This is a genomic window from Sinorhizobium fredii USDA 205 (assembly GCF_001461695.1).
In the GTDB taxonomy this organism is placed as follows: Bacteria; Pseudomonadota; Alphaproteobacteria; order Rhizobiales; family Rhizobiaceae; genus Sinorhizobium; species Sinorhizobium fredii.
Genome location: NZ_AUTC01000155.1, coordinates 26,323 through 46,704 on the forward strand (window position 1 = coordinate 26,323; position 20,382 = coordinate 46,704).

At 58.2% G+C, this 20,382-nt stretch carries 8 protein-coding genes and 7 pseudogenes; 6 read left to right on the forward strand and 9 right to left on the reverse strand.

Going from position 1 to position 20,382, the window contains the following annotated elements; genetic code table 11:
• Nucleotide 1: 1 nt before the first annotated feature.
• Nucleotides 2-1,162 carry an amino acid ABC transporter permease gene (locus N181_RS21760; protein WP_037435627.1) on the reverse strand — a complete coding sequence of 387 codons (1,161 nt, stop codon included), beginning with the start codon at nt 1,160-1,162 and terminating at the stop codon, nt 2-4.
• A gap of 12 nt (nt 1,163-1,174) precedes the next feature.
• Between N181_RS21760 and N181_RS21765 the strand changes: the two genes are divergently transcribed.
• A complete protein-coding gene (locus N181_RS21765; RefSeq protein ID WP_037435624.1) occupies nt 1,175-1,984 on the forward strand; it encodes an aminotransferase-like domain-containing protein in 810 nt (269 codons plus the stop codon).
• 99 nt (nt 1,985-2,083) lie between these two features.
• Here the strand turns inward: N181_RS21765 and N181_RS21770 are convergent, their stop codons facing one another.
• Complete coding sequence (locus N181_RS21770) at nt 2,084-2,560, reverse strand: Lrp/AsnC family transcriptional regulator (protein WP_037435614.1); 477 nt, start codon at nt 2,558-2,560, stop codon at nt 2,084-2,086.
• 126 nt (nt 2,561-2,686) lie between these two features.
• On the opposite strand from N181_RS21770, the pseudogene alr reads away from it, so the two are divergent.
• The 3 genes and pseudogenes from alr to N181_RS21780 all read left to right on the forward strand — a co-directional run.
• A pseudogene (gene alr / locus N181_RS21775) lies at nt 2,687-3,804 on the forward strand (alanine racemase); the annotation flags it as partial.
• A gap of 30 nt (nt 3,805-3,834) precedes the next feature.
• Nucleotides 3,835-4,014: pseudogene (locus N181_RS35590) on the forward strand (FAD-dependent oxidoreductase); the annotation flags it as partial.
• Nucleotides 4,015-4,118: 104 nt separating this feature from the next.
• A complete protein-coding gene (locus N181_RS21780; RefSeq protein ID WP_371864116.1) occupies nt 4,119-4,703 on the forward strand; it encodes a hypothetical protein in 585 nt (194 codons plus the stop codon).
• A 24-nt stretch (nt 4,704-4,727) separates the two neighbouring features.
• On the opposite strand, the pseudogene N181_RS35375 reads toward N181_RS21780, so the two are convergent.
• The 5 genes and pseudogenes from N181_RS35375 to N181_RS21800 form a co-directional block, all read right to left on the reverse strand.
• Nucleotides 4,728-4,873 (reverse strand): annotated as a pseudogene (locus tag N181_RS35375) (DNA polymerase ligase N-terminal domain-containing protein); the annotation flags it as partial.
• Between the two features lie 114 nt (nt 4,874-4,987).
• Nucleotides 4,988-7,266 (reverse strand): annotated as a pseudogene (locus N181_RS21785) (glycosyltransferase).
• Nucleotides 7,263-10,505: a glycosyltransferase gene (locus N181_RS21790; protein WP_060563882.1), complete on the reverse strand. Its 3,243-nt coding sequence runs from the start codon at nt 10,503-10,505 to the stop codon at nt 7,263-7,265. The pseudogene N181_RS21785 and the gene N181_RS21790 overlap by 4 nt, the downstream one beginning before the upstream one ends.
• Nucleotides 10,502-12,853, reverse strand: coding sequence for a UDP-galactopyranose mutase (gene glf, locus N181_RS21795; protein WP_037400329.1), 2,352 nt, complete (start codon nt 12,851-12,853; stop codon nt 10,502-10,504). The genes N181_RS21790 and glf overlap by 4 nt, the downstream gene beginning before the upstream one ends.
• A gap of 75 nt (nt 12,854-12,928) precedes the next feature.
• Nucleotides 12,929-14,086, reverse strand: a complete 1,158-nt coding sequence (locus N181_RS21800; RefSeq protein WP_037435606.1) for a glycosyltransferase family 4 protein — start codon at nt 14,084-14,086, stop codon at nt 12,929-12,931.
• A gap of 294 nt (nt 14,087-14,380) precedes the next feature.
• Here N181_RS21800 and N181_RS34935 point away from each other — a divergent pair.
• Both N181_RS34935 and N181_RS21805 read left to right on the forward strand, forming a co-directional pair.
• Nucleotides 14,381-14,574, forward strand: a pseudogene (locus N181_RS34935) (hypothetical protein); the annotation flags it as partial.
• Between the two features lie 475 nt (nt 14,575-15,049).
• Nucleotides 15,050-16,807: pseudogene (locus N181_RS21805) on the forward strand (SLC13 family permease).
• Nucleotides 16,808-17,266: 459 nt separating this feature from the next.
• On the opposite strand, the pseudogene katE reads toward N181_RS21805, so the two are convergent.
• Nucleotides 17,267-19,418 (reverse strand): annotated as a pseudogene (gene katE / locus N181_RS21810) (catalase).
• A gap of 118 nt (nt 19,419-19,536) precedes the next feature.
• Entirely contained in the window at nt 19,537-20,043 is a 507-nt protein-coding gene (locus N181_RS21815; RefSeq protein ID WP_037402433.1) for a YciE/YciF ferroxidase family protein, read from the reverse strand.
• Nucleotides 20,044-20,382: the final 339 nt, after the last annotated feature.

A 20,382-nucleotide genomic window follows, 5' to 3' on the forward strand; every position in this document is an offset into this window, starting at 1 on the left:
GTTATCTCTCCACGAGCGCGAAGCGCAGGTTAAAGGCATTCATTGCTGCTGACGTAATCAGGGAGATGACCAGGTATACAGCGAGCGTTATGGCCATCACCTGGACCGCGGCGCCTGTCTGGTTAAGTACCGATCCCGCGAAGACTTGCACGAGGTCAGGATATCCAATGAAAACAGCAAGCGAGGAGTTCTTGATCAAGTTCAGGTATTGGCTGGTAAGAGGCGGAATGATGATCCGGAGCGCTTGAGGCACCACGACGAGCCGCAACGTCTTGCCTTGCGGGAGCCCGAGGGCATGGGCCGCTTCGGTCTGACCCTTGGAAACCGCCTGTATGCCCCCGCGAACGATTTCAGCGATGAATGACGCCGTGTAGACGGAGAGGCCGAGAAGGAGGGCCGCGAACTCAGGGTAGATTTGTTGGCCGCCACGGAAGTTGAAGCCCCTTAGTTCCGGATACGTGAAAGTCCATGGGCTTCCCGCCGCCACATAAGCCGCCAACGGTAACCCTGTGTGCAGGAGCAGGCCGACGGCCAAGACCGGAAGCTGCTTGCCGGTTCGCTTTTGAACGCCGCTTGCGTAGGCGCTGAATGCTATTGTGAATGCGACTGATGCAACGATTGCGATGCCAACCAAGCCGGCCCCTGCATGAAACTCGACGGCAGGCAGGATGATCCCACGGTTGTTGAGATAGATCCCCCCCGGAAGGGCGATAGAAGCCTTCGGCGCGGGCAGCGGCTTGAGAACCGCGTTGTACCAAAACAGCAGCTGAAGCAGCAGCGGGATGTTCCTGATGACCTCCACATAGGAAGTTGCCACCTTGGCTGCTATCCAATTGTTAGAAAGGCGCGATATGCCGATCAGGAATCCGATGACCGTGGCAAGCACGATGCCACAAGCGCTGACAAGAAGTGTGTTCGCAACCCCGACCCAGAACGCCTGGCCGTAGCTGGAAAGCGTGTCATAAGGGATCAGGGTCTGATTTATCTGGAAGCCAGCCGTTTGGTTCCAGAAGTCGAACGTCAGGGGAATGCCGCGCTGTCTCATGTTAGAAACGGTTTGGGTCGCGATTCCTGTAACGATGACAGCCAGACTTACAGCCAACCCGGCTTGATAGGCGATTGCGCGAATTTTCTTGTCATAGATCGAGAAAACCCTGCGCAGGTGCGCAGGCTGATGGAGGAGCCAGGTTACGTTAACGCCCGGCTCGTGTTCAGCGCGGCGGGTGCTGATATCGAGCCGCTGAATGTTACTGAGGAGGGCTGGGGCCTTCAAAACGTGCCCGAAGGTAACATCCGGCTAATCTACACAACGCCTTCGTGTCAGCACCCTCTCGGGCTGAGTATGCGTGTGGAACAGAGGTTGCGTCTACTTGAAATTGCCAACCGAAAAGCGGCATGGATCATCGAGGACGACTTCGACAGCGAGTATCGATTATTCGGCAGATCGATCCCAGCGATGCAGGGGAATGATAATTTTGGGCTCACGATTTACGTGGGTACTTTTGCAAAAACACTGTTTCCCGCAATCCGGGTCGGGTTCATGGTAGTGCCGCAGTCAATTTGTGAACAAGTCAAGCGAGCTGCTCTCTATTGCGGCCAGCAGGTCAGTTTACCACTGCAGGCCACACTCAGCGATTTCATCATGAACGGACATTTCGCTAGTCACTTGCGTCGCACCCGGCGTCTGTACGCTGAACGACGCGAGGCATTTCTGAAGTTGGGCCAAAAATATCTAAGCGAATGGATGGACCCTTTTGAGGCCGACGTGGGGATACAGATCGCATTCCGTTTCAAGCGCCCTCTCGACGATGTCGCAATCGCCAGCAAGGCGAATGATGTGAAGCTGAACGTGATCCCACTTTCAAGATATTACTATCGCGAGCCCGTTCGCGGCCTGTTGCTGGGTTATGCTGCAATCGACGAACGCGCTATGCAATCCCACTTAGCGCTGCTTGCGGAAGTAATCAAAGAACAAATTTCCTAATGCCGTACAGATTACCGCACGACCGTTGGTGTCATCAATAACGACTGATATGCCAATCCAGTATCGCGGGGTGTCAGACTTAGCGGGGCCAAGCCAACGTTAACATTTGCTTCGCCGGCGCGTTTTAGGCTTCGTCGCAAAAACGTTGCGTATCGCAAAGCTAGAATGGATTCTTGAAACTCCTGGCAGGGTCGACAGGATCTCCTTGTGGATACGCTCGAACTCGCCCGCATTGGCGACCTCGACGCGCAGGAGATAGTCCGAACCGCCGGTCATCAAAAAACACTCACGGATTTCCGGATGCTTGCGCACCGCCGCCTCGAAGCGATCGAGGTGGTCTTCCGTCTGCCGTTCCAGCGTGATGTTGATGATGACGGCGCTTGTCGTCTCAATATCCGACGTGTCCACGAGTGCCGTATAGCCGCGGATGATGCCGGCCTGTTCCATCAACTTTATTCGCCGGAGGCAGGCCGAGGGTGAAAGGCCGACCTCGGCGGCGACACTCGCGTTGCTCATGCGCGCATCGAGTCTCAGGAGACGGAGGATGTTGCGGTCGATCGCGTCCAGTGCGGTCATTGCAGGTTATTCTAAAAATTCGATGTTTCCTTCAAAACACATGACTACACGCAATAATCAAGCGCTGTTTCCTCAGTAATTTCACGATCGTTTCACTAGGTTCCGCCAGCACCTTGGAGGCTGGAAATGGACGCAACACAGAGCAAGGGGCAGAGCGGAGCGGGCGGCGCGTCAGGCTACTTGACCATCGATCTAGCCGCCCTTGCCCGTAACTATGAGAGGCTTGCAGAACAGGTTGCCCCGGCGCGCGTTGCCCCGTCGTCAAGGCGAACGCCTACGGGCTCGGCGCCGCCCGGGTCGCCGCGAAATTCTATGCCCATGGTTGCCGTCATTTCTTCGTCGCTCAGTTTGTTGAAGCCCTGCGCTTGCGTCCGATCCTCGCCGCTGACGCCACCATCTTCGTCCTGAACGGCCTCCAGCCCGGCAACGAGGCCACCAGCGCCCGCGAAGGAATCGTCCCAGTCATCAATTCGCGGGAGCAGTGGCGGCAATGGGCAAGCGGCGCGAAGGCACTCCGCCTTAAACTCCCGGCTGTGCTGCAATTCGACACCGGCATGTCGCGCCTTGGCGTGCCGCCGCAAGAGTGGGCGACGCTTGCCGGCCTGGTGAAGGCGGAGAACGGAATCGAGGTCCAGTTCATCATGAGCCACCTCGCCTCTGCCGACGATGCGGCTAGCGACCAGAATGCCGACCAGCTCGCCGAGATGAACCGCATCACGTCGGAATTTCCGCAATTTCCTGTCTGTTTCGCCAACTCGGGTGGCATCTTCCTCGGCAAGACGTATCACGGCGTCCTCGCCCGTCCCGGCATTGCGCTCTATGGCGGCGCGCCGACCGCGGGTCGGGCGAACCCAATGGAGCCGGTCGTGCGCCTCGAGGTCGCTGTCGTCCAAACGCGCACCGTACCGGCCGGCACACGCGTCGGCTACAGCGCCACCCATGTGACGACAGGCGAAACGCGACTTGCCACCATCGCCGCCGGCTATGCGGACGGCCTGCCGCGCAGCCTCAGCGGCCGCGGCGCCGTCTATTGCGACGGCATTCGCCTGCGGATCGTCGGACGCGTCTCCATGGACAGCATCACCATCGACATCTCCGCCCTGCCGGAGGGCCGCATCAGACTCGGCAGCCTCGTGGAAGTGCTCGGCCCTAACCAGACGCTCGAGGACATCGCGCGGGACGCTCGCACCATTTCCTACGAGATCCTGACCGGTCTCGGCCATCGCTATCAGCGGCAATTCCGCTGGCCTTTCTTTTCCCCCAGTGAGGACATTATGAAAGTCATCGTTCTCGGCGCCGGTATCGTCGGCGTCACAACGGCCTACCAGCTTGCCAAGACGGGCCACGAGGTCACGGTCGTCGACCGCCAGCCTGGCCCGGCGCTCGAGACCAGCTTCGCCAATGCCGGCGAGGTCTCCTTCGGCTATTGCTCGCCCTGGGCCGCGCCCGGCATTCCGATGAAGGCGCTGAAATGGCTGTTCATGCATCACGCGCCGCTGATCCTGCGCCCCAAGGTCGATGCCGCCATGATCTCCTGGCTTGTGCGGATGCTCTCCAACTGCACCTCGAAACGCTATGCCATCAACAAGAGCCGCATGCTGCGGCTGGCTGTCAATCGGCGTGCAAAATTCACCCCTTATCGGCGTCCAAATTTGCATGCCGAAACACAGACAGCTCAAATGCGGCTGAAGGTGCCGGCACAGGGGCTGGCCTCGGAGCAGCGGGAGGTGGTGTGCTTGGGCTTTTGACAGGACTGGGCCTTATGGCTATCCTAGGTGTCGGCCCCGTCGTGGCCGCTGGGTGGCTTGCCGCCACCGCCGCCGGTGCAGCAGCAGGTGCGGTCGCTGGCGGCGCAGCCGGAGGCATAATCGGCGCGCTGCCGAATTCCGGCGTCAATGAAGAGGACGCCCATGTTTATGCCGAGGGCGTTCGTCGCGGCGGCACGTTGGTGACGGCAAGGATGGACGACAGCCTTGCGCTTCAAGCAGAAGCGATACTGCAGGAACGTGACCGCGTCGATCCCGCCGTCCGCAGGAGCATCTATGCTGAAGAAGGGTGGTCGCGTTTTGACGAAAATGCGGATCCATACACGCTTGATCAGGTTGAACGCGAGCGCGAGCGTTACCGCACCATGATGCCATAGCGGAGGGCGCGGCTACGGCGTTTGCACCGCCCAGGATTTGAAGACGCCGTCGAGCTCGAGCCTCAGATCGTAGTGCAGGCGGGTTGCATCCTGCTTTCTTTCGCCGCTCGTTCCTTCGTTTTCTTGAAATCGCGCTTGGCGTGATATGCCGACAGCTTATCGGTGGCCATGGATCTCTCGACTCACACCGTGAGTCGAAATGCGCGCACCACGCCCAAGTCCAGATGTGACCGATATCTGGCCAGGGCTCCGCAGCCAACCGAGCTGTCATCTCCAGCAGTCGGCTATCGCGGATTGTTTTTGACGCCCGGGACAAGTTCAAGTCTGCGCTGAATCTCGCGCAAAGCACGGGCAAGAGGTGCATACACTGCACGTCCCTCACCCGATATCTGCGCCGCAAACAGACCGTTTTCGCAAGGCCGCTCGTCATCCCAGCCGAGATGAGAGACAATCGGATAAAGGCATATGCCCTCTACGGGTACTCCGGCGTCCATAGCGGCTCTGACCTCGGCGTAAACATAGGTTATCCAGTCGGCGCGTCGTTCCGCTTCTATCCCCGTTTCCGCGAGAAAGAGCGGTTTGCCATACCGCGCATATGTTTCGATCAGAATTGTCCTGAGTGGCTTGTAGAGCGGATGATCCATATCGATCGACCGCCCGCCGTGGATCCATTGGTTGTTGTGGTAGTAGTTTACGCCAACGATATCGAGGAACTTTTCCGCACCGCCGATCTGCGGCCAGAGCCGTCCCGCGAGCAGATCCCAGCCCTGAAACTGGGATTGACGGTGGCCTTCAGCGGCGCGCCGCTCCCAAGGGCGCGACGGATCGGTGATAACATTGATCACCGGATCGCAGTGGACGAAGCGCGCTCTCGGATCCACCGCAAGAATGGCTTCCATCGCCTCTATAGAAGCACGCACCAGCTGAACCTTCAATTCGAAGCCGCGCCCATTGGCAAAAGGATTGAGGTAGCCGGCGTCGCCGCCGCCCCACGAGAAGAACGAGATTTCGTTGACGGGCGCGTAAAACGGCACGGCGTCGCTTTCCTGCCGTACGACACTTGCCGCAGCACCCGCAAAGCGCGCGAAACGCGTCACAAAACCCGGAGACCAGATGTCGATGTCGTCGGGCCAGCCATAGTGCAACAGATCCCAGACCACCTGCGTCCTGGTCTCCTTCGCTGCCCGGAGCATCGACAGGAAACTTGACCAGTCGTATTCCCGGGGGACCGCCTCGATCAGGTGCCAGCGCAATCCGTCGCGCACGGTGCGGATCGCATGGCGAGCGAGCTGCGCATAGTCGTCCGCGGCATAGACATCATGCCGAGTCGCGGCGATCACATCCAGGCGTTTTCCGATAATTTCGCCCTCGCGTGCACGCAAGCGATGCGTGGAACACTCGAAACCGCCCTGAAGAAAGGACTGGAATATGCCCGCAGGCCCCGACTTCCGCCTCTCGTCGACGACCTTCTGGATGACGCTTTCCCACTGGGGAACTACAGCAGCTACACTGTAGTGGGTTTCCACCTTTGAACGCAGAGCCTGTCCGAGCTTTCTGCGCCAATCGGCTGACGCGATCAGCTTCTTCATCGCCGTCGCGACCGCGGCTGGGTCGCTATAGGGCACGAATATGCCAGACACCCCATCCTCGATCTGCTGCAAGGCCCCGTTGTCAGGCGTCGCGATAACAGGCAAGCCGGCCGCGCCCGCCTCCGCTATCACATGGGGCATACCTCGCCCTTCGACAGCCAGGTGAAAATGTCGAAAGCCGACAGAAGCGCCTGAATATCCTTCCGGTCCCCAAGAAAAGTCAGCACATCGCCCAGCCCCCACGAAGCGACTAGCGACTGCAGATGCGCTGCATAATCTGGCATAAACGCGTCCGGCCCACCGACAATTACGAAACGCGCAGACTCATTTTCCGCATGCACGATCGCCGCTGCCTCGATGAAATCCTCGACATTTTTCTTTGGATCGAGCCGCCCCACCCAGCCGATGAGAACTTTACTTTCTGCCACACCAAGCGACGCACGCATTGCGGCGCGCTGGGTAGGGTCGAACTCCGTAAGATCGACCATCGAGGGGATTTCGATCGCATCTTCTCCGCGCCCCGGCATGACCGAGGCAGCGGCGTCGCGTATAGATCGGCAGACACCGACATAGCGGCTGGTGAAATGCTTCGGTCCTGCCAGCGCTTCGGACACAAGTCCACCATGCTCGATCAGCGGCGGTCGCAGATGGACACGCTCCAACGCCGGGTAAATATCTGCAACATTCTGGCACGAGACCACGACGTCGTATCCCGGTATCTTATTTGCAAGATAGGAAACCGTGTCGTCGAACGACAGATCGTAAGGCGTCGTATCCACGTCGACGCCCAGGGCCGTCAATTGTTCATGCGTCTGGCGGGGCATGTTGGGCTTGTGGAAACAGGCGACGACATCGATCCGGTAGCGAACTCGATTGAGACTACGAGCCAGAAGTCGGACTTCCGTCTCCTCGCCCCCGACCACTAGCCATGCGAAGACGAACAGAATACGGAGTGGTGGCTCAACCGGCCTCATCCGCTGACCTTGAAGACGATCTGCAGGAATTCCGGCCGGTTCTCCACCAGATCGGCGAGGAATTTTGGGGCATCGTCGAATGGAACGACATGCGTGACCATATGCTCGCGAATGAGAGCTCCGTGGCTTTTTACGAGCTGGACCGTTTCCTCGGCAAGCCGGCGCCTGTTCCACAGCGGCGCCAGTCCTCTGGGTACGCGGTTGATCTGCGCGCAGCGGATGTTGAGGCCATTGTGATGAAATTCTTCGCCTAGCCGCAGCCGCTCGGCGCCGCCCTGATAGAAGGCGAGATCAATGACTGTGCCCTGCGGGCGCAGTGCCTTCAGCGCGACGTGGAGGCTCCACGGATGCGCCCGTGTCTGAAACACGACATCGGCGCCGCGATCGCTTCCGCCGTTATGCCATCGCGTTTTCGCGTGCTGCCAGACCTCATCCTCGGTCATCGCAATCAGACCCATGCCCCGCGCCTTGTTCCGCCGAAACTCCGAAGGATCGGCAACGACGATTTCCGAGGCCCCCGCTTTCTGCGCAAAAAGCGCCGTCATCAATCCAACCGTGCCTCCTCCGAGCACGACCACGTGACGCCCCGCAACCCCAAGTCCGAGACAGGATACGTTGCTCCCCAGAGCGTCCGCATCCGCATGTAGAATGCCGTTAGCCGCGATTGGGCCCATCTGTGCTACGAAGATGCCGAGAACGGGGTCGATTTCGGCTGGCAAGGGCACCAGCAAGTCAAGGAATGGATCGGCAGTATGGCCGCTTTTGTGCGCGTAGGTCGCGGCAACGACATCCCCTTCCTTGAAGCCGACCGCCTTCGACTCCGAGACGCGCGCCACTTCCATGTATCCCAGAAAAGGCACCGGGTAGTGAAGATCCGGCTCGTTCTCGACAAAAACGCCACGCCCGCTATCGAAACGGGAGTGGAAGTAGGGATTGGTGTTCTTCATAAAGGTAAGTTCGGTGCCGGCGGAAAAGCCGGTAAAGAGCGTTTCCAACCGGACATGGCCGTCATCGGGCGGACCCTCTTCATAGTCGAAGAAGAAAGCTTTTCCGGGCCCTTCGATGCCAAGAGAGCGGATGGCACGATGGCCTGGAGATAGTCCCCGAGAGGCCTCGGACGGCGATTGATACTGCAGCGTCGTCACGGCGTTGCGGACTATGACAGGCGGATCGAGCTTTATCGGCTCCCCCCTGCGGGCCGAAGATGCGACCGCGAGCGCGAGCCGGTGCGTCGCCAGCGCATCCGCGTAGGCACAGCGAATATTATTATTGCCCCCGCGCACGGCGTCGACAAAATCGCGATCTTCCCGCCAGACGGGATCGCCCTCGGCATGCCGGACGGGTCGACCAGCACCCACATCGATCATGATGTCATGGTCAGTCAGCTCGATCGCAAGACGGTCGGCGAAGATGTTCAGTCCGACCCTGTGGCTCCAACCGAGAAGACATGTCGAGGAGATGTTGCCGATAACGCCCGACTGAAAGGTGAGGCTCGCAGTGGTCACCGCCGGCACATCAAGGCCCGGAAATTCGGGGCGGTCTTTGAAGCCGACACGGCCATAAACGTCCGTAACTTCACCAATGAGGTATCGCGCCAGATCGATGATGTGGGTCGCCTGCTCAACCATCTGGCCGCCCGAGCGGTCGTTCTTCCACCACCATTGCGGCGGTGGCGTCTGGTCCAGCCAATAGCCCGACAGAAGCTGAGCGGGATTTTCAGCCAGAAGCCGGCGCGCCTCCTCTACCGTATCGAGATTGCGCCAATGATAGCCGACAGCCGTGATCAGCTTTGCGGCTTCGATCGCGGCAGACAGTTCCTCCGCCAGCCCGATATCGAGCGTGATGGGTTTTTCGACAAAGAACGGGGTGCCACGCGCGATCAGATCCCGTTCGGCATCGCCATGGGCAAAGGGCGGAATGCAGATATAGACCGCATCCAGCGCCTCTTTCTCCAGCATCGCACTGTGGCTCTCGAACGCCTTCGCACCGAACCGCGACGCGGCATACTCGGCGCGTCCGAAGTCCGGGTCTGCAAAAGCAACGAGCGCCACGTCCTCGAAACCGGCCAAAATCTCGAGATGCCGGTGGGCGATGCCCCCGACGCCAATGAAGCCGACACGTGTCTTGTCCATGAAGTGATGTCCTTGTTTATTCTCCGTCTGCTCGGAAAGAAATCGCCGATAAACAGCCGCGGTTTCGTCCGCCATTCGCTGCGCTGAAAATTCAGTGTGAAACCTGTCCCGGCCGGCCCGGCCGATCGTTTTCGCCCGTTCCGGGTCTCTCAGAGCTTCGATCAGCACGCGGGCCAATGAGGACGGATTTTCGCATTCAGCCAGGAACGGATGTTCCGGTCCAAGCGCCTCGACGGTGCCGCCGATCCGGGTTGCGACGACAGGCAGTCCGACCGACATTGCTTCGAGCACTGCTAAGGGTAGCCCTTCAAATCGCGACGGCAGGACGAAAAGGTCGGCGCTGGCCATCAACTGGTCGATCTCGATGCGATGCCCCAGAAACTGGACATGCGGGCTAAGCGACAAGTCTTCGACCAGTGCCCGAACAGGCTCCATCTCCTCGCCTTTGCCAACAAGAAGCAAAACGACCGACGGGTCCGCGGCTAATACTGCCGGCATTGCCTTGATCAGAGTGGCGTGGTCCTTCTGCTTAGAAAAGCGCGCCACCGTAATGAGGACGTTTTTTCCGTCGAGCCCAAGTGCGGCTTTGCTGCGATCGGTAATGTTCCGTGTGCCTAGCGGGAAGATTCCATTGCGGACGACCGTCATTCGGTATGCATTGACCCCGTTGCTCTCGAAGCTGAACTTCGACGCTTCCGAAACGACGATATGATGCGCAAGAGCATCACTTTCATTGGCATAGCGCTCCTTCTGCTCGGTATCGGTGAGCAGATAGGGAAGATGCTCCGTACGGATAACCGGGATGCCGCAGGCGACCCCTGCGCGCGCTATCTCATGCCCCTCCCAACCGATGCCAGCGTGGACGTGGAGCAAAGAAACGCCTGAAAACCCCAGCCAATGTTCGAACGACGCGTTATCATCGATGCCTTTGACCGCGACGCCGCAACGTGCAGCCCTTGTCAGCAGCGCGGCTTCGATCCCATCGATGGCGGCAAGCGTCACATCGAACTGGCCCTGGAGCGCCCGCCCCAGCGTCAGCATGTGTTCACCCATTCCGGATGGATCGACGCTGTCGGTTGCAAGCACTATGCGTAAACGTGTGTTCATTGAGCGCTGGCAGCCATGGCGTCGGTCGGGACTGTCTTCACCATCCGCCGATAGGTTGCCAACGCCTGACCAACAACCTGGTCCATATTGAAGTATTTGTAGGTTCCCAGTCGCCCGACAAACGTTACGTCCGCGCGCTCTCGTGCCAACGCCTCGTACTGCTTGTAGAGTGCCTGGTTTTCCGGTCGCGGAATCGGATAGTAGGGGTCTCCGTCGGCACAGGCGAACTCATAGGAAATGCTGGTTTTCGGGTGGATCTGCCCGGTCAAATGCTTGTACTCGGTAACGCGGGTATAAGGCACGGCCTCGGACGGATAGTTTACGACGGCTACGGGTTGCATGCGACTGATATCATGCGTTTCGTGCTGGAACTTCAGGCTGCGATACGGCAGTCGGCCAAAGCGGTAACCGAAATATTCGTCGATTGGCCCTGTAAAGATCGTATGCGCTGCCAGGCTGTCCCGGTGAATGTCGGCATACTCGGTGCCGGTCAAGACGGTGATGTTCTCGTGATCCAGCATCTTTTCGAACATTTCGGTATACCCATGAAGCGGCATCGCCTGGTAGGTGTCGAGAAAATACCGGTCGTCCGTATTTGTGCGCGTCGGCACCCGCGCCGTTACCGACTTGTCGAGCTGCGTGGGATCAAGCCCCCATTGCTTTCGGGTGTAACCCTCGAAGAATGCACGGTACAAATGACTGCCGATCTGTGACACGACCACATCCTTCGACGTCACGATCGCACGGCACGGCTCGGCGCGGCTGGCCAGAAATAGCGCGGCTTCCGCCTCGTCCTTGAGGTCAAGACCGTATAGGGCGTTCAGCGTCGTTCTGTTGATGGGAACAGGCAATAGATGATCGCCGACGTGTGCAAGTACCCGATGCTCGTACGGTCTCCAATCGGTAAACCGCGACAGGTAGTTGAGGACGACCTCGCTGTTGGTGTGGAAGATATGAGGTCCGTATCGATGAACCAGGATGCCATCTGCATTGTGGAAATCATAGGCATTCCCGGCGATATGTGGTCGTCGGTCGCAAAGAAGCACGCGCTTATTGCCATCGGATGCAAGTCTCTCTGCCAGGACCGAACCGGCAAACCCTGCACCGACAATCAGATAATCGTACGCCAAAGAAAACGCGGCGCCTGATCTTCGAGGATAGCTTCTTTTGGGAGGCGGCTCGGGCACGATCCGCCGTGTCACAGCTTCATCCATCAGTGCATTCATCGCAAGGAACGTCTCGTCCCAGGATGACCCCGCAAGCATAGTATCGACTGATGCCAGCCAATCCGTGCCTGACCTTTTCAAGGTAAGCGCACTTTCGCATGCCGCAGCAAAATCATCGGCGTCTCCAGCCAGAAATACGCCACCCACATCACCGTAATGACGCACCACATCCGCAATCGGCGTGCTGACAACTGGCCGTCCGGCTGCCAGATATTCCGGCGTCTTCGTGGGACTGATGAACTTTGTTGCCTCATTGAGGGCAAACGGCATCAATGCCACATCCCATCCCGAAAGATAGGCCGGCAGTTCAGCGTATTTCTTTTGTCCGAGATAATGGATGTTTGGGGCCTTCGGCAGATCATCCGGCGAAATCTTGGAAATCGGACCGATAAATATGAAGGAGAGGTTTGGTCTGGCTTTGGCCACCGCATCGATCAAGGCCAGATCGAGACGCTCATCGATAACGCCATAATATCCCAGTTTCGAGCCGGAAATCGTCCGTTGATCGGACGGCTCCTCACAGGTCAGCCGTGCGGTCTGAAAATGGCTTGCGTCGACGCTCGATGGAAAGGGATGAATGTTGGCATGGAGATGGCGCTTCGCCTCGTAAAGGCTATGTCCTCCCGTGAATACCGCATCGGCCCGCCCGATGAGCGCAGCTTCCGTTTCCTTCAGTCGGGGCGGTGCAAATTTGAAATTCGCCAGTTCGTCCATGCAGTCATAAATGACCGCCGACGCATCCACATGGCTGGCGAAATCATACATCATCGGAGTGTAAAACCACAAAATTGGGCGTGTCGCGCCGCAAAGCCCGAGAAGGTCATCCAGCAGTTTTCTCAGCGCCCGTTCCCGGTCGCCTTCACTCCATCCATGCGGAACGCGGGGACGAACGGCCTTGACCGCCGTTCCCTCGAATGAATGAATTTCGAGATAGGCGAGATGATGGTCTGTCGGAATAAATTCCTCAAAGAAGAATACCTGCCGATCTTTGGCAAAGCGGTCCATCAGGTGTTGCGGGCGCTGCAACACAAAATCCCAGCGTAAGTGAGAGAAACAAATAAGGGGTGTGTTGTGGGCGGACACGGGACGTGCCGCTTGAGAAAACGAGCTGGAGAGATTCATTGCACATCCGCGTTTGAGAGACGGATGCAAACTACGATCCCATTGGTTTGTTCCGCGTGCTTCCTTCAAACATAACTAATATGCGGAAAAATTCATCAGTGTTCTCAGCTTGCGCACCGAGTGCGGCCAGGTCCAGTTGTCGAGAACGGTCTGCCTGGGCGAAAAATCGGGAAGCGTCGAGAGCATCTCAATAATCCCTTCGTGAAAGGCTCCAGCTGCTGCGACGCCCCCAGTCTGCGGCGTAATATATTGAAGTCCGCACCGAAGCGCGCTGTTCGCAAGGACGGGCAACCCGGCAAGCATGTATTCGGTCAGGATCGCTGGCGCCCCATCATCGACGCCGCAAACGACGCCAATCTTGGCCTGGTTCATCAAGCGGTTTACCTCGGCACACGGGACGCCGGGCGGACCGACGAAGTCAACGTTGATCTGCAAGTCACGAGCTTGCGCACGCAAAGTTTCGCTCATCTCCCCATAACCAAAGACGCACAACGCCCGATAGGAGGGCGGGAGTTTCGCCAAAGCTTCGAAAAGAATGTCGTGACGCTTGTAGCTCTGCGCGGCTGCGACATAGATGACGTCATAGGGCTTCGGGCTGTGGCACGGATAAAACATACTGTCTGAAGCGAATTCCGGACCGATGGGCAGGATGGCAGTTTTCATTCCCGGATGCCGGTCGGTCACCTCGTCTGACTGCCACTTAGCACCGGTGAGCACGAGATCGAAATGCCGGCTAATCTCGGGCGGGATACGCAACGCTGGCGCGTCGATGGAATTGTAAATCAGGTAACTGCCTTTACAGGCGGCCAGGATGTCTTCAGAAACGCCAAGGCCCCATACGCAAAGAACGTCAGGCGGACCAAATGTGAAAATGTGGGCCAGCATGTCGTTTGATGCAAACGGTACTTCCGGACCATTCATCTGAAATGAACGCCGGAGGAGCGGTTCTTCCCCTAGATCTGTCTCCGGAGGATCGTCCCCGCGCCAATGTGTCCAAATCTCCACAGCATCGACTATCCCCACCTTCAAGCAGGCCAGAGGAAGACGTTCGATGTATCCGCCCTCTACCATAAAATCGCGATGTGCCCGTTCAACTGCCTTAGGCTGTTCGCGCGCACGCTTTTCCCACTGGTTCTGGAACTCTCGAACCGAGGGTACCCGGGAGGCAAATGGCCACCCGGCCTGAAAATCGCTGACGACGACAAGCCGTCGATGTTTTGGATGCGAAGTCATGCGATAGAAGGAAGCGTGCGTTAGTTCCTGTATGTTCGGTGTAGAAACCCGCTGATGCACGGTTTGATCCGCCTCGATCGTGGGTTTTGTGAGAACGTTTGATCTTCCGATGGTGGCCGTCCCCGGACAGTCACGCGCCGGACGGAGCCGCACTAGCCGTCGGACAGTTTAAGCGCAAGGGCCGGCGTAGAGCAGGCGATGACCGAATAGGAACTCGAGGAAGACGTTACACGGAGATCGCGGCGACGGGCGACGGCTATGTGTTATATCTTCCGCTGCGAAGCGAGTAGCTAGTCGGTCGCAGACTATCGGCGTCAGAATGGAAGCCAGGTCTTCCTGTTCGCACCGGGCTCGGAAACGACCAGCAGTCGGAAAACTCAGTCTGGCAAGCGACTGCATAGCAAGTCCTTGCCGACGTGATCAGCTACATCACGGAAAGTCCTTTCTATAAAGACCGGCGAAATCTCGGCGAGGTCAACTCCTTCTTCCTCCATCCCTTGAACTATAACCGTGCATGGGCAGCGCCCGAATGACGATGTCTTTCTGGCCAAACGCGCGTTCTAATTCGTGTTATCACCTCGGCCACCACGATCTGATCGCGCTTAATTCTGATCCCGAAATTCCTACTGCGGGCGCGCAACGATAGAGCGTCATACCGCCGAGCGCCTCGGCGTGACGATGGCGAACCATAAGCGGAGTCAACGATCAACGGGCGTTCCGCGGTTTCCACAGATTGCGGGCTTTCGAAAAAAAAAGCGGCGCTGCGTTCCTCTGTTGGCCGTTTTTAATCCATTAGGAATTTCGATGGCGACCGCAGCGACATCGCTGGCTTCGACGCGAAAGACCACTAGCTGGTTACTCTTTCGATCGCTTTGCCGGGAACATGCTGAAGCGGCGCGAGTTTCCAGCGACGGACCTCGAGAGCTGGTTGTCGGTGACTTCCAGCCCCTCTTCTGGTGTCACATGACAACACAGCAGATACTGGCCTTCTCCGTCATCGCGATCATGATGGCGGTCTCATTTGGGATCGTTTTCGCTACGATGTCGTGGCTTGTTGCGGTCTGGTCACTGCGGTAGCGATCGGCATTGTTCCTGCAGACAGGGCTTTCTCAGGCTTTGCTGACGATATCGTTGTCATCGTCGGCAGCGCTTTGGTCGTGAGCGCAGGCGTAGCGCGATCCGGTATAGTCGACATCGCGATCAAGAAACTCTTCCCGAACCTGAACACAATGCATGCGCAACTCGCGCTTCTCATGATCGTCGTCGCCGTGCTCTCCTCCTTTATAAAGAACATAGGCGCCCTGGCAATCATGATGCCGGTCGCCTTCCAGTTCGCCAAGAAATCCGGCGTCTCACCGTCTAAATACCTCATGCCGATGGCATTTGCCGCGCTGCTGGGAGGCCTAATGACCCAGATCGGCATCTCCCCGAACATTGTTGTGTCGCGGATACGCGCAGAGTTGACGGGAACCTCCTTTACAATGTTCGACTTCGCCCCGGTCGGCGGCATACTAGCGATCGTCGGCATAACATTCCTATTGATCTTCCACAGGCTGGTTCCCAGCCGTACAAAACAGGACGGCCCCATCGAAGACGCCGTTGAGATCAAGAATTACACAAGTGAAGTGGCGATCCCCGAGGCTTCGAGTTTGATAGGAGGACCGCTAAACACTTTGCTGAAATTGGGCGACGGTGAAATCATTGCCACCGCAGTTCTGCGAGGCGCAGCTCGCCTGGCGCCCTACCCCGACCTGACGTTGCGGGAAAGTGATACCGTCCTTTTGGAGGGTCCCTCGGCGGCGCTCGACCGTATCGTATCCGGGGGTAAGCTTCAGCTTTCCGGAAAACCGTTGCAGGGCGAAGGCCAGCCCGGGGCGGAAATCATTTCTCTGGAGGCGATCATCAGCCCGGATTCGCAGCTTGCGGGTCTGTCTGCTTTCCTACACCCATGGCGTCAATCTTCTGGCTATCAGTCGCCGCGGCGAACGGCTCAAGGAGAGGCTCGGCAGCTTGACGCTCGCAACCGGGGATGTACTCGTTCTGCAAGGTAGTCGTCCGAGCCTTACCGCCTTGTTACAGGATTTTGCGCTTTTCCCGCTTGCTCAACGGGAAGTGCTGCTTGGTACGCGTCGCCGCGCTTTTGTCCCGCTGACCATATTAGCGCTCGCCATGGCGACCACGGCAGCCGGACTTGCCCCCGTACCGGTCGCTTTCTTCGCTGCAGCGCTTGGGATGATCGTCTCTCGCGCAATTCCATTGACCGACGTTTACAAGTCGATTGAGGGGCCAATCCTTGTGATGCTTGCCGCGTTGATCCCAGTCTCGGATTCGCTGCGCACGTCCGGGGCTAGCGAGCTGGTCGCCCGCTGGCTCGGCGACGCCGCGTCAGGTCTGCCGCCATGGGGAGCCCTAGGACTCATTTTGGTAACCGCTATGGCAGTTACCCCATTTCTCAATAATGCCGCAACCGTGCTCCTCATGGGACCGATCGCAGCAAGTTTTGCCACCGGTCTCGGCTTTAAACCAGAACCGTTTTTGATGGCGGTAGCGATCGGCGCCGGCTCGGACTTCCTTAGCCCTGTCGGTCATCAGTGTAACACCCTTGTATTTGGGCCTGGCGGCTACAAGTTTTCCGACTACCCGCGCCTAGGGTTCCCGTTGTCATTGCTAGTCATCTTCGTGAGCGTGCCTACTCTACTTTATGTTTGGCCGGTTCGATAAAGACACTTATTCCCGGGAGCACCTATCCGCCGTGCGTCGGAGACGAGCCCAAACGCGTGCTCGAACTCGCCTGTGGCGGTCACGATGCGACAGCGCTGATTTCTCCGGGGCCATGTTAAAGGTGGCGCGCCGCAGGCATACCGGCAATGCGAAGCTTCGCTTCATCCTGGTTGAGGCCGAAAACCCCAGGGAGCCGGATCTTTGCGATCGTCTGCCGCCGTTGGAGCCGACAGGAAAGCTGGCCCCGCTGCTGCAAGTGGCCAGCTTTTCCGACATTTAGGACTCCCACATCCCATTGCCAACGCCCGAAGCAAGAACGCCAATATCAGAATAACTGAGATGGTTTCTCTAATGCCAGTTCACTCTGACGGCCAAAACGTCCCTGACCGTCAATACTAGAGGGTCCGGCCCCTTGGCTGCTCTATCGATTCTGGGACCAACTCCCGCACACCATAAGCGCTATTTCCTCTGTACCGGCGACGACGCTTTGCCGAGTTTCACCGACGGTTCTCGGCCCCAGACGCGCAATTTGCCGAGCTTTGAGACGAAGTCGGATAGTCCCTGTTCGCCTGGAAGCTCGATCGTGCCCTCATCGAGGCCATCGGCGATCCCGGCTTTTTCGATCAGCGGCATCGCCGAGGGGTCGTATCCGATGAATTTGCAGTGCTGGAAGGCGTCGGCAACGAAATCGCGGGCGTTCGCTTCCTTCACCAGATCATCAATCGCGTCAGACGAGGTCAGCAAGACGACGGCGTCGAAGAGGACCGAGGGACCGCCATCGATCATATGATGCGCCTCTATCCAGGTTCCGTCGGACGCCGTAGCGCCACCGACCTTTGGGGCAACCAGTTCGCAGACGGCCTTTTCGTTGGCAATCGCCGCCGTCAACCCCTTCAACAAACTCGTATCGAGGCCGTCGGTGATCAGGATGCCTAGCTTGCGGCCCTCGAAACGTTTCGGTCCGCGTTCAACGATGCTCAGCGCCGGGGACGGTTCGAGATCCTGACGGGTGGGCACTGCGGCGTCTGCCGGCTTAGGCATCGACTGGAAGCCGAGTTTTTGGGCAACCGTGGCTGCCAGCGTCTCGTCAATGTTGAGAAGATGGGACACCATTCGTTCGCGGATAGCCGGCGTTTGCACCTTGCTCAGCTCAAATGTCAGTGCCGCCGCAATATGGCGTTGCTCCGGAGAGGTTTGGCTGATGTAGAATTGTCGAGCCTGGCTGTAGTGGTCGGCAAAGCTTTCCGGCCGGAGCCGCGCCTTGGTCCCAGTCTCTTCGGCCGGAAAATGGCGGTAGCCGCTCATCGGCGATTCCCGAGGCCCTTCGTCGAAAGAATTCGGCTGGTAGTTCACCCTGCCGACCGGATTGCGCATCGCCATGTGCCCGTCCTGCTGGAAATGCGCGAAGGGGCACTTCGGCGCATTGATCGGCAGATGCGTGAAGTTAGGGCTGCCGAGGCGCTTCAGCTGCGTATCGAGATAGGAAAAGTTGCGACCCTGGAGAAGTGGATCGCTGCTGAAATCGATCCCAGGCGGCACATTCTGCGTCATGAATGCCACCTGTTCGGTTTCTGCAAAGAAGTTGTCGGGCATACGATCAAGAACAAGACGTCCTACCGGTTGGGGCGCCAGGACTTCCTCGGGGATGATCTTCGTCGGATCAAGCACGTCGAAATCGAAGCCGTCGGCAAACTCCTGATCGAACAACTGCACTTGCAACTCCCATTCCGGGAAATTGCCGGATTGAATGGACTGCCATAGATCCCGCCGATGGAAATCGGGATCGGCGCCATTGATCTTCACCGCCTCGTTCCAGGCGACGGACTGGAGGCCAAGCTTAGGCTTCCAGTGGAACTTCACGAAGGTCGACTCGTCCTTGGCATTGACGAAACGGAAGGTGTGAACTCCAAACCCTTCCATGAACCGGAACGAGCGAGGGATGGCGCGATCCGACATCACCCACATGATCATGTGCATGCTTTCCGGCGTCAGGCTGATAAAGTCCCAGAATGTGTCGTGGGCGGATTGTGCCTGGGGGAAGGCGCGGTCCGGCTCGGGCTTCACCGCATGAATAATATCGGGGAATTTGATTGCGTCCTGGATAAAGAAGACGGGGATGTTGTTGCCAACCAGGTCCCAGTTTCCCTCATTGGTGTAGATCTTTACCGCGAAGCCGCGAACGTCGCGCGCAAGATCGAAGGATCCCTTGCTGCCGGCAACTATAGAGAAGCGGACAAAAGCCGGCGTCTTCTCACCTGCCCGCTGAAAAACATCGGCCCGGGTATAAGCGGCGAGCGTCGTAGGTCTCGAAATAGCCGTGGGCCCCATAGCCTCGTGCGTGAACCACCCGCTCGGGGATTCGCTCATGATCGAAGTGGAAAATCTTCTCGCGGAAGTGAAAGTCGTCGACGACAAGGGGACCGCGTGGCCCAACGCGCAGGGAATTTTGGTCGTCTGCAAGGGGGCCACCCTGAGCGGTGGTCAGGACAGGCGTACCATCTTCCGCTACCTGGTGAAGCTCGCCACCTTCTCCCCCGTGCACCTTTTGATCATGGATTGTCACGGTTTCTCTTCTCTTCGAGGTCGACTTTTCGAGAGATTTCTTAGCCATGGGGCGAACTCCGGTGTGCTGAATTTTCTTGGCCGGGGACTGCGCGCGAGGCGCGCACTTGCTCGCGCCGGAATGATAAAGCCGCCTGGCAGGGCGGCTTCTCGAAGTCGAAGTGCAACTACTCGGCGGCCTGCCTGGACGCCTTTGGGTTTGCCGCGGCTTCGCCAAGTGCCGTCAGCTTCTGATCGGTGGCGATCTCCTCCTGGAGATTGGCATCAAGGAGTGCGACGGCTTCATCGAGGCCAAGCTGGGCCGCCCATGATTTGAGCGTTCCATAGCGTGCGATCTCATAATGCTCGACGGCCTGGGCCGACGAGATGAGGCCGGCATCAAGGGCGGCGGTGCCCTTGTATTCTTCCATGATCTCTTCGCCTTCGGAAATGATCCCTTGAATGGCTTCGCACGTCTTGCCTCGGGCTGGTTTGCCAACCAGTCCGAACACCTGCTCGAGACGCTCGATCTGTCCTTGAGTCTCATCGCGATGTTGCAGGAAGCCAGCCTTGGCTTCTTCCGACTGGGCAGCGCGGGCCATTTTAGGAAGGGCCTTCAGAATCTGCTTTTCGGCAAAGAGGATATCCTTCAGCGTGTCAAGAAAGAGGTCGTTCAATGTCTTCTCAGTAGGCATCTCGGGATTCCGATCAATTTTTAGGGGGCGATGGCCTGAAACCATTCACGCCCTGTAAAGTTCCGCTCTCGGCAAAGATTGAGGGGCACCTTTCGCTGCGGCTAGTTATGCCGCAGCAGGTTCCATTAGGCTCCAGTAGGTCCCATTAGGTTCCATGGGCGCAGCGCCCTGCAAGCAATCCTGCAATTGATCGACTGCTGGCTTCGTCAATTTTCGACGAGCAAAATCACCATCGTCTGGCGCCTAGCGCTCTGGCCTTTAATCCTGCCGGATCGTCAAGTTTCCCGATACTTGTAGAGCGACAATCTGGCTGAGATCAGCGCGACAATCTGGATGAGA